The organism is Congzhengia sp. (genome assembly GCF_037235575.1).
In the GTDB taxonomy this organism is placed as follows: domain Bacteria; phylum Bacillota; class Clostridia; order UBA1381; family UBA9506; genus Congzhengia; species Congzhengia minquanensis.
Window position 1 is genome coordinate 1 of the sequence record NZ_JAXUNN010000013.1, and the last position, 14,651, is coordinate 14,651.

8 protein-coding genes and 1 pseudogene are annotated in these 14,651 nt (G+C 43.3%); 4 read left to right on the plus strand and 5 right to left on the minus strand.

The window, feature by feature from the left end:
- Together WIG73_RS02475 and WIG73_RS02480 are read right to left on the minus strand one after the other, a co-directional pair.
- A pseudogene (locus tag WIG73_RS02475) lies at positions 1-462 on the minus strand (hypothetical protein); the annotation flags it as partial.
- 98 nt (positions 463-560) lie between these two features.
- A complete protein-coding gene (locus WIG73_RS02480) occupies positions 561-1,397 on the minus strand; it encodes an AraC family transcriptional regulator (protein ID WP_337399151.1) in 837 nt (278 codons plus the stop codon).
- A gap of 130 nt (positions 1,398-1,527) precedes the next feature.
- Between WIG73_RS02480 and WIG73_RS02485 the strand changes: the two genes are divergently transcribed.
- A complete protein-coding gene (locus WIG73_RS02485; protein WP_337399157.1) occupies positions 1,528-3,339 on the plus strand; it encodes a family 20 glycosylhydrolase in 1,812 nt (603 codons plus the stop codon).
- 112 nt (positions 3,340-3,451) lie between these two features.
- Positions 3,452-4,834, plus strand: coding sequence for an MATE family efflux transporter (locus tag WIG73_RS02490; protein ID WP_337399152.1), 1,383 nt, complete (start codon positions 3,452-3,454; stop codon positions 4,832-4,834).
- A gap of 23 nt (positions 4,835-4,857) precedes the next feature.
- Here the strand turns inward: WIG73_RS02490 and WIG73_RS02495 are convergent, their stop codons facing one another.
- The 3 genes from WIG73_RS02495 to WIG73_RS02505 form a co-directional block, all read right to left on the minus strand.
- A complete protein-coding gene (locus WIG73_RS02495; RefSeq protein WP_337399153.1) occupies positions 4,858-7,128 on the minus strand; it encodes an AMP-binding protein in 2,271 nt (756 codons plus the stop codon).
- A 31-nt stretch (positions 7,129-7,159) separates the two neighbouring features.
- Positions 7,160-8,188 carry a 3-deoxy-7-phosphoheptulonate synthase gene (locus WIG73_RS02500; protein WP_337399154.1) on the minus strand — a complete coding sequence of 343 codons (1,029 nt, stop codon included), beginning with the start codon at positions 8,186-8,188 and terminating at the stop codon, positions 7,160-7,162.
- A 219-nt stretch (positions 8,189-8,407) separates the two neighbouring features.
- Positions 8,408-8,707 carry a helix-turn-helix transcriptional regulator gene (locus tag WIG73_RS02505; RefSeq protein ID WP_177677471.1) on the minus strand — a complete coding sequence of 100 codons (300 nt, stop codon included), beginning with the start codon at positions 8,705-8,707 and terminating at the stop codon, positions 8,408-8,410.
- Between the two features lie 138 nt (positions 8,708-8,845).
- On the opposite strand from WIG73_RS02505, the gene WIG73_RS02510 reads away from it, so the two are divergent.
- The gene (locus WIG73_RS02510; RefSeq protein ID WP_337399155.1) at positions 8,846-11,815 is read left to right on the plus strand and encodes a GDSL-type esterase/lipase family protein; all 2,970 of its coding nucleotides are present in this window, start codon (positions 8,846-8,848) and stop codon (positions 11,813-11,815) included.
- A partial coding sequence (locus tag WIG73_RS02515) for a hypothetical protein (protein WP_337399156.1) occupies positions 11,812-14,651 on the plus strand: 2,840 nt, incomplete at its 3' end. The genes WIG73_RS02510 and WIG73_RS02515, both read left to right, overlap by 4 nt.

A 14,651-nucleotide genomic window follows, 5' to 3' on the forward strand; every position in this document is an offset into this window, starting at 1 on the left:
GCAAAAGGCAACAATGGCCAAATAAAACGGGGAGAGCTGAAACTTAAAATGCGCGTCGCGGTTAACCACATCTAAAAGGGAAAAGCCCACAGCGGCAAACAAAAATCCGTTCAGCGTGTGGAGCATAGAGTCCCAATAGGGGAATTTCATGTAGTAATTATGTATTTCCCCCAAAATTTCTGCCGAGAAAATGAACAAAAGAATGATAATTTCCAAAGTGGACGGAAGGTCAATCTTTAATTTTTTTTCAATCACCGCCGGTGCGATAAACAACAAAAGGGATAGCGCACAAACAAACACATTTTCATATTCTCCCCGGATAGCGGAGAGAACAAGAGAAGCGATCACCAATATTCTTAAAATTAAATATACAAAAAAAGTGCTTTTGTGCTCATGGAACTGACGGTTAACGGAAGCAAAAAAGCCCTCTCTTTTTTTTGCCGCCTGAACATTTTCTTTCAAAAAAACTACCTCCAAAACGGTATCCTGCCGTATAATTTTATTTTTTCTATTATATCAGGAAATTTAAAACAAGTCAATAGTCTGCAGGCCGGCAGGCGTCATGGCGCCTTATATTTTCCCGGCGGTACACCAATCATGCGTTTAAAGACAGTGTTAAAATAATTTTGGTCGGAAAAGCCCAGCATCAGAGCTGTTTCTTTTACACTTTTCCCCTCCTGAAGATATACAATTGCCTTTTTTATTTTCATTAAATTAAAATAGCTCATAACGCCTTTCCCGGCATATTTGCGAAAAATGCTTCTCATGTTTGCCTCTCCTATGCTGCAACGCGCCGCAAGTTCACAAATGGAAAGCTTTTTGTCTAAATTTTGCTCCATGACGTTTAAAATGGTTTGATAGGTTTGGGCGCTCTGTGTTCTGCTTGGCCGCGCAACGTTAGCCCCGTCTGTCATCAGGCGGTGCAACAAATATTCCAGTTTCGTCAAAAACATACTTGCTTCCAGTTCTTTTCCTTCGATTACACTAGTAAGGAGTCCCTGGCATAAGGTAAAAGTGAAAAACGATTTTGCCCTTTGGCACAGCGATTGAAACTGCTCAACTATTTTAGAAGTTAATTTAAAAATCCGCTCGGACAAATCCGGCATGCGGCTTGCATAAAAGGAGACAATGAGTGCCTGCATGGAGGTACCTCCTGCCGAACGCAAATTGTGAAATTCCATAGGCGGGTGCACCACCGCCTGACCGTGCTGCAGCAAAAACACATTGTTTCCCGCAACAACCTCTGCCTGTCCACCAATAATGCACACAACTTCCCAAAAGTCGTGCATTTCTCCCTCATAATAAAAATCACTTTTGTAAATTGAGTCATGAAAAGTCACAATTGCGTCTAATTGAATTTGTTTAGAAATGATACATTTTTTATACTGTTTTTCCATAGCGGCTCCAAATATCAGAATTTAAAGAATTTATCCCATATTTTCTATATATATTTAAATTCGTCTGCATTATAATTCCATTATAGGCAATGCAATTTCATTTGTCAATTATGAAAGGAGAATTTCAGTGATGAAACAACATGCGTTCGACTTATTAAAAGAAAAGGTATTTCAATTGGTTGACTTTCATTACGACGGGGAAATAGAGCAGATAGACTGCAACTGTGTGTTTGCATCGTTAAGAAACGGCAGAGCGCAGGCGGGAGGCCTGTCTGTTCCGCAGACGGCACGGGCGTTGTTTTTATTTGCACAAAGTGTTTCTCAGGGTAAAACAGAGTTTGAAATCAGGCAGAAGCCGGCGTTTTCTAATCTTGGCGTAATGCTGGACTGCTCCAGAAACGGCGTTATGCGTGTGGAAAAGGTGAAAGAGTTTATTGACTATATGGCCTGCCTCGGTATGAATATGCTGATGCTTTATACAGAGGACACCTATGAATTGAAAGAATATCCCCTATTCGGCTATATGCGCGGACGCTACAGCGCAGAGGAACTGAAAGAAATTGACGATTATGCCTTTGGTATGGGCGTTGAACTGATTCCCTGTATCCAGACGCTGGGACATATGGAGCAATATTTAAAATGGCAGGCTGCAGCAGAGGTGAAAGACACAAAATCGGTTTTGCTGATTGACGAACCGAAAACCTATGAACTGATTGAATGTATGATTAAAACCCTCCGCGGAATTTTCCGCACAAAGAAAATTCACATTGGCATGGACGAAGCATGGGACATTGGTTTGGGAAATTATTTGAAACTGCATGGGTATGCCGAGCACACCGTTATTTTAAACCGGCATTTAAACAAAGTGTGTGACCTTTGTAACAAATATGAGTTTCATCCCATGATGTGGAGCGATATGTTTTTCCGTCTGACATCTAAAAACGGCGATTACTACGTCCCGGACAGTGAATTTTCGGAAGACATGATTAACAGTATTCCGGATGTGGACATGGTTTACTGGAACTACGGTGGTGTGGATAAAACGATCCATATGAATATGATAAAAAAACACAAAGAACTGAAAAAAAACACGTTCTTTGCCGGAGGAAGCCACACTTGGTTCGGGTTTCTTCCTTTGAGCCGTGAAACAATCAATTGGGCAGAAACAGCGCTTAAAACATGTATTTCAGCAGAAAATATTGACACGGTGTTTACCACACTGTGGGAAGACGGCGGCTGTGACACCAATCAGTTTTACGCATTGCCGCTTTTGACGGCCTATTCAGAATTCTGCTACCGCGGCATAGAATGCAGCCGAGAAGAGATTGCGTCTGCTGCCGAATTTTTGACAAAAATACCGTCATCCTTAGTTGCGGCAATGGAAAACGCAACGCCCACAATAGAGGGAAAACGGATGTGGGCACGCTCTGTTGTCCTGGGAAATATTTTTTACCGCCTGTCACTTTCGGAAGAAGATTGCAGACAGTATATGAAAATCGGGAAAGAAACTGCTGCCCTTTATGAAGCGGCAGAGATGAAACATGACAAAAATAAAAACTTTTACCGGTATTGCCGTCTGCTCTTTACCATTCTGCAAAAAAAGGCGGAGCTGATGCTGAAGATTGACGAAGCGTATCGGAACGGAGACAAAGCATATTTGGCAAAAGCAGCAGAGGTGCTGATTCCTGAGTTAAGCCGGCTGTATAAAGCCATGGAAGAGCTGCATAGTTCTGAATGGATGCAGACCTATAATCCTTTCGGCTATGAGGTAATCTGTGCGCGCTACGGCGGACAGATTATGCTGAATCAAAATGCTTCCAGAAGAATTAAGGCTTATCTTTCAGGTGAGATTGACAAAATAGAGGAATTAGAGCAAACAAAACAAAATACAGCCCCCCCTTTTAGTGGGGTAAACTACTTAACCGCATCTGTGATAAATTAACGGCGCCGCCAACACGGAATATTACATTTAAATTACTGAGAAAAACCCCTTGACAGAAGAAACGGAACTCTTTATAATTAGCTTTGCAACTTAAAAAAAATGAGGGTTATTTATGGTTCATGACATGACTGCGGGAAGGCCCGCAAAGCTGATTTTAAAGTTTTCTCTGCCGTTTTTCTTCGGCTCACTGTTTCAGCAGCTTTACTCCACGGTGGATATGTTGATTGTCGGGCGCCTTTTGGGTTCAGACGCATTGGCGGCCGTGGGTGCAACGGGAAACATGTGTGCATTTATCATTTGGGGCGCCTGCGGCGCCATGACGGGGTTTTCGGCGGTTACTGCACAACGGCTGGGTGCAAAAGACGGAAACGGCGTGAAGGTGTCGTTTTTTGTGTCGCTGGTGTTAATGGCAGCAATCAGTCTGGTGTTGACTCCTTTAAGCATGGTTTTTCACAAGGAAATTTTGCTTTGGATGAAAACACCCCAGGAAATTTTGGGTGACGCATCGTCATACGTGTTTGTCATTCTGGCGGGAACAGTGTTTACCATGTGTTATAACCTGCTGTCAGGCATGATTCGCGCCATGGGAAACAGCAAAATTCCGTTTTACTCCTTGGTGTTAAGCTCAGTTGTAAACATTGTTTTGGACGTGTTTTTCATTGCTGTGGTACATACTGGCGTTTGGGGTGCGGCGCTGGCAACGGTAATATCACAGGTTGCCGCATGTATTTTTTGCACCGCGGCGATTTTGAAAAAGTTCCCAGACCTGATTTTTTCAAGACAACAATGCATTTTTGATAAGATAATTGCCGGCCGATGCCTGCGCATTGGAATTCCCATGTTTTTTCAGAACTCACTGATTTCCGGAGGCGGCATGATTGGGCAGAGTGCGATTAATTTGTTTGGCACGGCGGCCATTGCCGCTACTACCGCAGTTGGGCGCATTATCAATATTTTGTTCGGTCTGTTCAATTCTGTGGGGGCCGCAATGGTGACCTATGTGAACCAAAACGCCGGGGCAGGGAACATAGAACGCATTCACAGGGGCGTTAAGGTGTCTTGCTTCATCTCTGTTCTTTTGGGGGCTTTTGCCGCGCTGGTGATGCTGCTGTTCGGAAAAAATCTTGTTTTATTGTTTGTTAGCGGGGACAAAAATGTAAAAGAAATTGTGCAGTTTTCTGTGCGGTATATTTTATTTATGGTTCCTGCGTTTCTGTTTGTGTCGCCGGTGGAGGCACTTCGCAACACGATGCATGGAATTGGCATTTCCATCATTCCGGTGATTGCCTGCGCCATTGAGCTTGTTACGCGTACAACGCTGTCTTTGGTAACGCAGTATGTAAAAAGTTACACGCTGGTGTGTCTCATTGAACCCTCGGCCTGGACGGTAGCCGTGATACCCTTAGCCATTGCATATGCGGTGTGGTATTGGAAAAATATACGAACGGTGCGTAAACGGGAATTAGAGCAACAGCAAATAAGCCCATCTGTTTAACAGATGGGCTTATGTTTTTTTGCTTAATTTGTTTCCCTTAATTCCACACGCCTGATTTTTCCGCTGATGGTTTTCGGAAGTTCTTCTAAAAATTCCACCACCCGTGGATATTTATAGGGCGCTGTGTGGGTTTTTACATAATCCTGAATTTCCTTTTTCAGCGCATCGGAGCCCTGTGTATTTTTGGTCAGCACAATAGATGCTTTTACAATCTGTCCCCTAATTTCGTCCGGCACAGCTGTAACGGCACATTCTAAAACATAGGGAAGCTCCATGATAACGCTTTCAATTTCAAACGGCCCAATCCGGTAGCCGGAGGATTTAATCACATCGTCAATTCTGCCCACAAACCAAAGGTATCCATCTTCGTCGCGCCAGGCCAGGTCGCCGGTGTGATAAAGTCCGTCGTGCCAAGCTTTTTTCGTGTTTTCCTCATCGCCGTAATAGCCCATAAATAAACCGCAGGGTTCATTTTTGTCGGTTCTTACAACAACCTCGCCGGTTTCACCAACGCCAGCACTTGTGCCGTCGTCTAACACAACATCCACATCGTAAAGCGGGGAGGGTCTGCCCATTGAGCCTGGTTTTGCCACCATGCCGCGCAGTGTTCCAACAGTAAGCGTAGTTTCTGTCTGCCCAAATCCTTCCATCAGACGCAGCCCTGTTGCCTTTTTCCACTGTTCATACACTTCCGGGTTTAACGCCTCGCCGGCGGTTGTGGTATATTCCAGAGAAGAAAGGTCATACCGCGACAAATCCTCTTTAATAAAGAAGCGGTACATGGTGGGGGGGGCACAGAAGGTGGTGATATTATATTTTTTGAACATGGGCAGAATGTCGTCTGCCTGAAACTTATCAAAGTCATACACAAAAATTGCTGCTTCACACAGCCATTGGCCGTAAAGCTTTCCCCAAAGGGCTTTTCCCCACCCAGTGTCGGAAATGGTAAAGTGAATTCCGTCAGGGTTTACGTTGTGCCAGTATTTTGCCGTGATAAAATGTCCCAGCGGATATTTGTGGTTGTGCGTTGCAATTTTCGGATATCCTGTGGTGCCCGACGTAAAGAACATAAGTAACGGGTCTGAGCCGCAGGCAGAATCGGGTTTTCTTTCATAGGTATCAGAAAATGCAGGCATTTCCTCGTTAAAGTTGTGCCAGCCGTCACGCTGGCCGCCAACTAAAATTTTTGTAATTTTTTTATAGTTTTTCTCCGCTAAATCCACCTGATGGGAGACGTCAGTGTCCGCCGTGCAGACAATGGCGCTGACGCCTGCAGATTGAAAGCGATAGTCAAAATCGTGTTCCACCAACAGGTGAGTGGCAGGAATGACAACTGCACCAATTTTGTGCAGCGCCAAAATAGAGAACCAGAACTGGTAGTGCCTTTTCAGCACCAACATAACCCTGTCGCCCTTTTTAATGCCTAAGGACTCAAAATAGTTCGCGGTCATGGAAGAATACCGGCTGATGTCACGGAACGTAAACCGCTTTTCCTGCTTGTCGTGAGAAATGAACAGCATTGCCAGTTTATCGGGGCATTTCTCCGCCAGCACGTCGATACAATCAAACGCAAAATTAAACTCCTCTGCGTTGTGAAATGAAATGTCAACCAAACGGCCTTCTTTGTCTTCCACCGTGTTAATGAACTTGCTGTAAACGTCAGCATCCGTTTGAAAATTTTTATAGGGCATGTCGTCATACGCAGTGTTATCGCCCAATGCGTCTACATCTTTCATGACGATAGCATAAATCTCAACGTCGTTTCCGTCCATAGCCACCATTCTGTGAGGCGTGGCACTGTTATAATAAATGGTGTCGCCGGCTTCTAAAATTTCCGTGTTGCTGCCAACAGTCATCTTAAGGCGGCCTTTCACCACAATGTCGAACTCCTGTCCCTTATGGGAAGAAGTTTCGCCCTCGCCGGCATTTTCAAGGTAAGGAATAATAACGTGATAAGGCTCCGACGTTTTGTTTTTAAACATAGAGGCCAGATTTTTATATTCATAGCCCTCTTTCCGCGTAATGGGCAGGCCGCCGCCGCGCCTTGTAACCTCGTAGCTGGTCAGCGTGGGACTTGCGCCTTTGAGCAAATCAGTCGGATCCAGGTTGAGGCACTTTGCGCACTTATAAATGAATGTGAAATCAAAGTCCTTCTCTCCGTTTTCATAAGCTTTATACTCGTCTGCGGTAATATCTGTGTTTTGGGCCATAATTTCTTCTGAAAGACCCAAAATCTCTCTGGCGTTTCTAATTCGGAGAGCCACATCCTTTAAATGCTCATTGTTGTCAACCATTGCAATTCCTCCTTAAAAAATTTTTTTTAATTTAAAGCAGGTCGGCGATATCTAAAATCAGCCGTTCTGTTTTTTCCCATCCTAAACACGGGTCTGTGATGGATTTTCCATACACGCCGTCTTCAATTTTCTGGCTGCCGTCTTCAATATAGCTTTCAATCATAAAGCCTTTCACAAACTGTTTAATGTCGTTCGAGTGCCTGCAGCTGTGAAGCACCTCTTTGCAAATTCGAATCTGTTCTAAATATTGTTTGTTTGAGTTAGAGTGGTTGGCGTCGACCACTAAGGCCATGTTCTGCAGGTTTTTTGCGGCATAAAGGTCGTGCAGACGGATTAAATCCTCGTAGTGGTAGTTGGGATTTGCCTGGCCGTGTTTGTTCACAGAACCGCGCAAAATTGCATGGGCGTAGGGGTTGCCTTCTGTCTTAACCTCCCAGCCGCCATAAATAAAGGTGTGGCCATGCTGGGCCGCGATAATGGAGTTTAACATAACGGAATAGTCTCCGCTGGTGGGATTTTTCATTCCCACAGGAACATTAATTCCGCTGCAGGTTAAACGGTGCTGCTGGTTTTCCACCGAACGTGCGCCTACTGCAACATATGACAGCAAATCGGAAAGGTACCTGTAATTCTCAGGATACAGCATCTCATCGGCGCAGAAAAAGCCGGTTTCGGCAATTACGTCTGTATGCAGCTTCCTGATTGCTAAAATACCATGAAGCATGTCCGCTTTTTTTGTAGGGTCTGGCTGGTGTAGCATGCCCTTATATCCCTCGCCTGTGGTGCGGGGCTTGTTTGTATAAACACGAGGCACAATTAAAATTTTATCAAAAACCTTTTCCTGCACCTTTTTCAGCCGTGTGCAGTAGTCTAAAACTGCGGTTTCATTGTCTGCCGAGCAGGGGCCGATCAGCAGAATAAACTTGTCAGACTCGCCCGTAAAGACTTTTTTCACCTGGTCGTCAAACTGCTGCTTTTTTGCTGCATATTCCGGTAAAAGCGGATATCGTTCTTTGATTTCCTTCGGACCGGGCAACTCTCTGATATAATTCATCTGCATCGTCTCAAAACCTCTTTTCAAATAATTTTGCAGTTTATCGTCTGCAATAGGAATATTAGCATAATTTGCAGCGAATGTCAAATGTTTTAGGCTATTTAAAATCGCAAAAGCAAAAAACAATAAAAATCTAAAACACACTTTGTTTTTTATGTGAAAAATGGTAGTTTTGTTTTAAACGAAATTTGTAAATGGAAATAAATGTTTCTTATATTTTGCTTTTTATTCTTGATTGTCAAGCTGTTTGTTCTTGTCAAAATAATTTAACAAGCTACAAATAATTGCAATTTCTTCATCGCTTAAATTATCAAGCGACAACATGCGTTTATTGTCGACCTCCAGTAAATAATCTGTCGTTACGCGGAACAACTTAGCCATTAAAATTATGTGTTTCATTGCAGGTGCAGAAGTTTGATTTTCCCATGCCAAAACGCTGGTACGCGCAATATTTAGTTTTTTTGCCAAATCTACCTGACTTAAATGGTATTGTTCTCTTAACTTTTTAATTCTATCACATATCATATTATCAATCCTTTCAAATTTAGTCTACTGAAAAATGATGTCAATATACACATCATTAAATGATGTGTATATTGACATTTGATGAAAACTATGTTAAAATAACTTCAGTTGCAATTATAAATGAGAGGAGAAAGTATAATGAAAAGGTATGTATGTTCTATTTTAACGGCATTGCTGATGTTAATAGCTGTATTTCCTTGTGTTTTTGGTGTAGACAGCTTAGATTTATCTGACTCTATGCATTTAACCTTTGAATCGGATCAAGAAGACATCAAAGCAAGCTATGGTGCTTCCCTTACAAAGATAAGCGGAGGATTTGGAGGCTCTTCTGGCTCGTTGTCAATTACCAATGGTACAGATGAAAAAGGCGGTTTTTTTAAGAACGGACTCAGGTTATATTCCGGCAGGGAATACCTGTTTTCTGTAAACGTTAAATCGGAGGAGCTACTTGGGAATCCTCGTGTCACCTTATTTTTTCACTATGAAGAGGAAAATGAAAACGGCGAAATTACATCATCCTCCGGAACAGGATATCAAAGCGTGCGCCTTGTAAACCGTGAGAATGTTGGAAATGGCTGGGTTAGATATTTTAACACCTATACAGTTGCTGAAACCTGCACAACAGGCAACGGGCAAGCCAAGATTTATTCGCCGGACTGCAGCATCGACTTCCGGGGAGGTTCGGCAAATGTCAGCTTTCTCGCGGATGATTTCATCGTTGAACCGGTATATCCTGCAGAAATGGTACATGAAAATAATCTTTTGCTGCACGAATCCTTTGACGGTACAGCTGTTGCTTTAAAAGGCATGGGCGCTGCGATGTCCCTGCAGGAAGCAGGCGGTATGGATGATTCCGGCTGTATCTCTGTCGTTCCTTCAAACGGAAACGGCGGTGTTATGTTAAATTCAGCATTATCAATTATTCCCGGTGCGGTTTACAAAATCTCCTGGTTTGCCAAGGCGAGCAACGAGTCGGCTGTTGGTAAATATCTTGCGGGATACTTTGATTTTTCCGGCATTAAGAACGAAGACGGCACAACTGTTTTTTCCGCAAATCAAAATTCTTCATATGTAAGAAATTATTCAAAGCTTGCCATGTCAGATGCGCATGGCACCGTCACAGCGTTAACTAAGGATTGGCAGTATTACGAGTGCATTTATAAGCCGAATAACTGGCTTTACAGTGTGTACAGCGAATTACCAGCAACGTTCTACACAAGAATTTTTGACGATTTATCCGGACAGGGAAGCGGAACGGATTGCAGTTTTTTGCTGGACGAAATAAAAATTGAAAAACTGGACACGCCATTTAACGGAAATTTCTCTTTTCCGTTCGAGACAAAGGGCTTGTGGAACGGATTTCAGACCGGATCCAATGTGAGCGATACCTGGCTGAAGGGAGAGAATACGCAGGTAAGCGCAGTAACTGCTGACAATCCGTATATCACAGTGGTTCAGTCCGCAAACAGCAGCAATGAGAACGATCTGGAAACCCGGGGCATCCGGCAGTATATATCCAGAACTGCCGGTAAAAATTATATTTTATCCTTTCGCGCAAGGGCACAGGAAGTGGGGCATACGCTTGTGCCGTATATTAAAACACTGAATGCAGATGGAACCGAGCATTCTTTGCAGCTAACAAATGCAGACGGTTCACTGCCTGCACTGTCTGATACATGGCAGGTTTTCAAACTAAAGTTCACCGAAAGCGCCAATATAGGCAGCGGAATGCTTGGTTTTTCTGCTGACAGCGGCGCCAATACTTCGGATTTTGCTTTTGATATTGATGATATTATACTGAAGCCTATTTCACCGGAATTTTCAGAAATCCCTCTTACCGGCAGCTTTGAGGTGGGTAAAACCATTACCGCAGGCGTTACGACCGAGGGGACGAATTCCAAGGTTCGGTATAAAGTGATGTCCTCTTTGGACAATGTTCATTTTTCATGTATTTCACAGGGACTGATGACACAAAATACAATTTCACATACTATCACAACAGGTAATGTAGGAACATATATCCGTTTTGAGTTTGCCGGTATAGTAGATGGAAGCTTTGCTCCAAAGGTTGTGACGGAATCTGGCTATATTTCGGGAGCTTCATTAAAGTTCACTTCCACCTCCGGTGACAGCTTTGTTCAAGCAGAGGCAGCGCTTCATCAGAATCAGTGTGTCGGTAAAAGGATAAAGCTAATTGCTGCTGCGTATGGAAAAGACAGAGAATTGCTTAACATCTCTGAATTTTGTGCGTTGTATGACACCCTGGCGGACGGAAAATTGACCGTTCGTGTTGAAAAAAACACAGAAACAGTGATGGTTAAAGCATTTTTATGGATTGATGAAACGTTGGAGCCGATTGTTCACGCAAAGGTGCTGGGCGGAACAGAAAATGCAGTTCTGCCCTTGAAAGTTTATCTGATTGGCGACTCAATATGCTATGATTACGGCACAGAAGTGACTCAACGTGTGGGATGGGGAACAAAATTTGATGATAGTTTTGTCAGCGGCGTTACGGTTGATAACTGTGCTGTACGCGGCGAAAGCTCCCTTACATATCTTTATGCAGAACGGAATCCCGCGGATGAATCGGCAACACACAGATGGTGGCATCCCAATAAAAAGTGGGATGAAATACTCACAGACAGCACGCCGGGAGACTATTGCCTCATTTCTTTAGGCACAAATGACAAAAACTATTATACCGGCGAAAATTTCACCATTGGCTGTTCCAAAGAACAATATCGTAAAAATTTGGAGCGGTTTATAAATGAGGGCAGAGAAGCAGGATTAAATATCTTGTTTGTAACCCCGATTCCCGCAATTGGCGTGGCGACTACTTTTAACTCAATTTCGGACTATGCCGGCGTTATGATTGAGGTAGCAAATGAAAATAATGTAACGGTTTTGGACTTAAACAAAAAAATGTATGATTACTGCATGGGAATGGGGGCGGAAACTGCTTTTAACACATACTACTGTTATGAAATGAATGATAGTATCCATATAAATGATGAGGGCGCTAAACTGGTGAACAGCTTTATTTTGGAGATGCTAGAAGCCTCTGTGAGTCCTCTGAAACAATTTATTAACAGGGAGGAACAGAAATGAAAAAAGCATTTGTTTTGTATTTAACTTTTGTTTTAATGCTGTCTACTTTCTTGCCGGTTCTGTCCGGCGCAGAATATAATGAAACGGTAAATGATGTCACAATTTGCGGCTTTGAAACACCGGACGGATATTCGGCAATTTATACCGCAAACCATGTGTGGCAGGCAGGCGGATATGCCGGTTCTGACGGTGCATTAAAAATATCTCAGGGAACAAATAAAATGTCGGGTGTGGCGATTAACGGCATAAATACCGTTGTGGGAACAACATATGATATTTCCATAATAGTAAAACCGCCGCAGGATAATCCGAACGCACTTGACAAATGTCATGTGGTGGTGTATCATAGCTGGTATGATAAGGGAGACAACGGCGAAATGGTCATTTCGCCGCAACTTTCAGGCTATCACGAAATGGCACTCCCCATAAAAACCGATATGGGCGGCGGTTGGTATCAGTATTCTGTGAAATATACCGTTTCCGAAACCTGTAATGTATGGTCTTCGGGAGCTGTTTCTGTACATAATATTTACGGAACGGCAAGTAAACTGGAATTCCGTGGGCAGACCACAGATGTTGAATATATGGTAGACGATTTCATATGTGTTCCCGCAGTTCTTAATGAAGAAACAACTGAGGGGGACCATTCGGTTTTGATTGATATTGATTTTGAGAATGGTTTGGAAGGGATGACAGGGGCAGATTGCACGGTTTCTCTGTCACCTACAGGCGGAGTCGGCGGTTCTGCTCATCTGAAAGCTGCGGCCGCCGGCACCATGGGGGGCGTTAAATATGACGGCCTTACCATTGAACCTGACAGAGTTTATAAGTTGTCTTGGTGGGCTAAGGCAGATAACGAAACGGCATTAAACAAGTATCTTACCGGTTACTTCTTTTTTAGCGGTGGATTTGGTTGGACAGAGGATTATCACGTCAGAGAAAATTCAAAGCTGTTTATGAATAATGAAGACGGTGAAAATCCTACTCTTACATACGATTGGCAGTATTTTGAATGCTACTACAAGACTCAGAACTCGGCCTATGTTGCAGGTGAAACGCTTTCAGCGTACTTTTTTACAAGACTGTTTTCCACGCCTACCGGTGCAAACAACGGCGAGGGTTGTGAATTCTCAATTGATGATATTAAACTGGAAAAACTCGCGGCACCTTTCAACGGCGCCTTTGATTTGCCGCACACGTTTGAAACCTCCTGGAACTCACCTGTGACCTATTATCCGACTTGGCTTGTCGGGGAAAATACTACGGCATCTTACAATTTCGTTGAAAATCCGTATCTTACGGTAACGCAGTTTGCAAATTCCGCAGGTGGAGAAGACACAGACACTCGTGTGCTGAAACAGTATGTACCCAGAAAAGCGAATACCGAATACAAGCTTACATTTAGGGCGAAATCTGATACAGAGAGTGTCAATCTTGTTCCGGTTTATACAACCTTTGATGGTGAAAAAACAGCAGAGACAGAGTTGTTGACACTTACAGACGGTGGTTATCCCGCACTTTCTGCAGAGTGGCAAAACTATGAGATTCTTTTTTCTACCGACGAAAAGACGAGCAATGCGGTTTTGGGCTTTTCAGCCGAGGCAGGAGGTAACACAGAATCGCTCAGCTACGATATTGATGACATTGCGCTGGTTGAACAAGTTCCCGTAATTGATGCGGTTCCTTTAACCGGAGAGGTAAAAAACGGAGGCGTCATTTCAGCAGGCGCCGTTCCGCGGATAGATGGAACAAACATATTATATCGTATATTATGCTCACGGGATAACGTCAATTATGCAACTTTAAAACATGGCTTTTTGGAAACAAAAACAATAGATTATCTGCTGACCGAAAATGATTCCGGAAGGTATATTAAAATGGAATTTACCGGTATTTGCGGCGACACAGTTACAAATAAAATCGTGACAGATCCGGTATTTTTCGGCGGTTCGTTTGTAAATTTTACATCAGATATTTATAGCGATGAGCTTTCCGCACAGGGCACTATTATGGATGAAAGCCTTCTAGGAACGGAGGTTTTAGCGATTATTGCAATGTATGATGCAGAGGGAGCGCTGCTTGGTACTTATCAAAATAAGCAGTACACAGATACCATACAAAATGGCAGAATCAACGTATCCGGTTCCAGACTGTCCGGCACTTACCGGGCGAAAGCGTTTTTGTGGAAAGGAGACGGGACATTGACGCCGCTTGCGCAGACAAAGGAAATATCTCAAATGAAAAGAAATAAAAACGTTATGGTGAACATTGCCGCAGATGGCTTGGAGAGTGCGGTAATCAGGAGCACATCATCCGAACCGGAAGAATATGTGAAAAATACGAAAGAATACATTTCCAATTATTTGCAAAACGCACCGGTAGGCAGAATGTTATTTAATGTTTGTTACAGCCGGTCTGTTGTGGACAGCGATGCAATTGATTCCATGTTATATAACGTAGAAACAAACAGCGACGGAACGGCAAAACGGGATGAAAACGGAAATGTGATAAAAACAGTTGCACCCGTGTGTGAATCTACGAGCATGCTCAGCAAGTACAGGGCAATGATTGAACGCGGTATTGATGTTGTTGACATGGCGATTGACGCAACACATGATTTCGGTGCAGAGGCATGGGTTTCTGTTCGCATGAATGACCATCATTATCCTAATGATCCGGGATTTAATTCCTCGTTCAGATATAACCGCGCCGCAGAGGTAGGCGTTAACGGTTCAAGAGGTAGCATGGATTATACAAAAAAAGCAGCGCAGAACTATTTTAAGAGCTATATTATAGAGCTTTGTGAAAAATATGATATTGACGGTATTGAATTTGA

Bases quoted from the DNA above. Each gene is read 5' to 3' on its own strand.
- WIG73_RS02495 (WP_337399153.1), bottom strand. From the start codon at position 7,128: ATGGTTGACAACAATGAGCATTTAAAGGATGTGGCTCTCCGAATTAGA.
- WIG73_RS02490 (WP_337399152.1), top strand. From the start codon at position 3,452: ATGGTTCATGACATGACTGCGGGAAGGCCCGCAAAGCTGATTTTAAAG.
- WIG73_RS02480 (WP_337399151.1), bottom strand. From the start codon at position 1,397: ATGGAAAAACAGTATAAAAAATGTATCATTTCTAAACAAATTCAATTA.
- WIG73_RS02485 (WP_337399157.1), top strand. From the start codon at position 1,528: ATGAAACAACATGCGTTCGACTTATTAAAAGAAAAGGTATTTCAATTG.
- WIG73_RS02505 (WP_177677471.1), bottom strand. From the start codon at position 8,707: ATGATATGTGATAGAATTAAAAAGTTAAGAGAACAATACCATTTAAGT.
- WIG73_RS02500 (WP_337399154.1), bottom strand. From the start codon at position 8,188: ATGCAGATGAATTATATCAGAGAGTTGCCCGGTCCGAAGGAAATCAAA.
- WIG73_RS02510 (WP_337399155.1), top strand. From the start codon at position 8,846: ATGAAAAGGTATGTATGTTCTATTTTAACGGCATTGCTGATGTTAATA.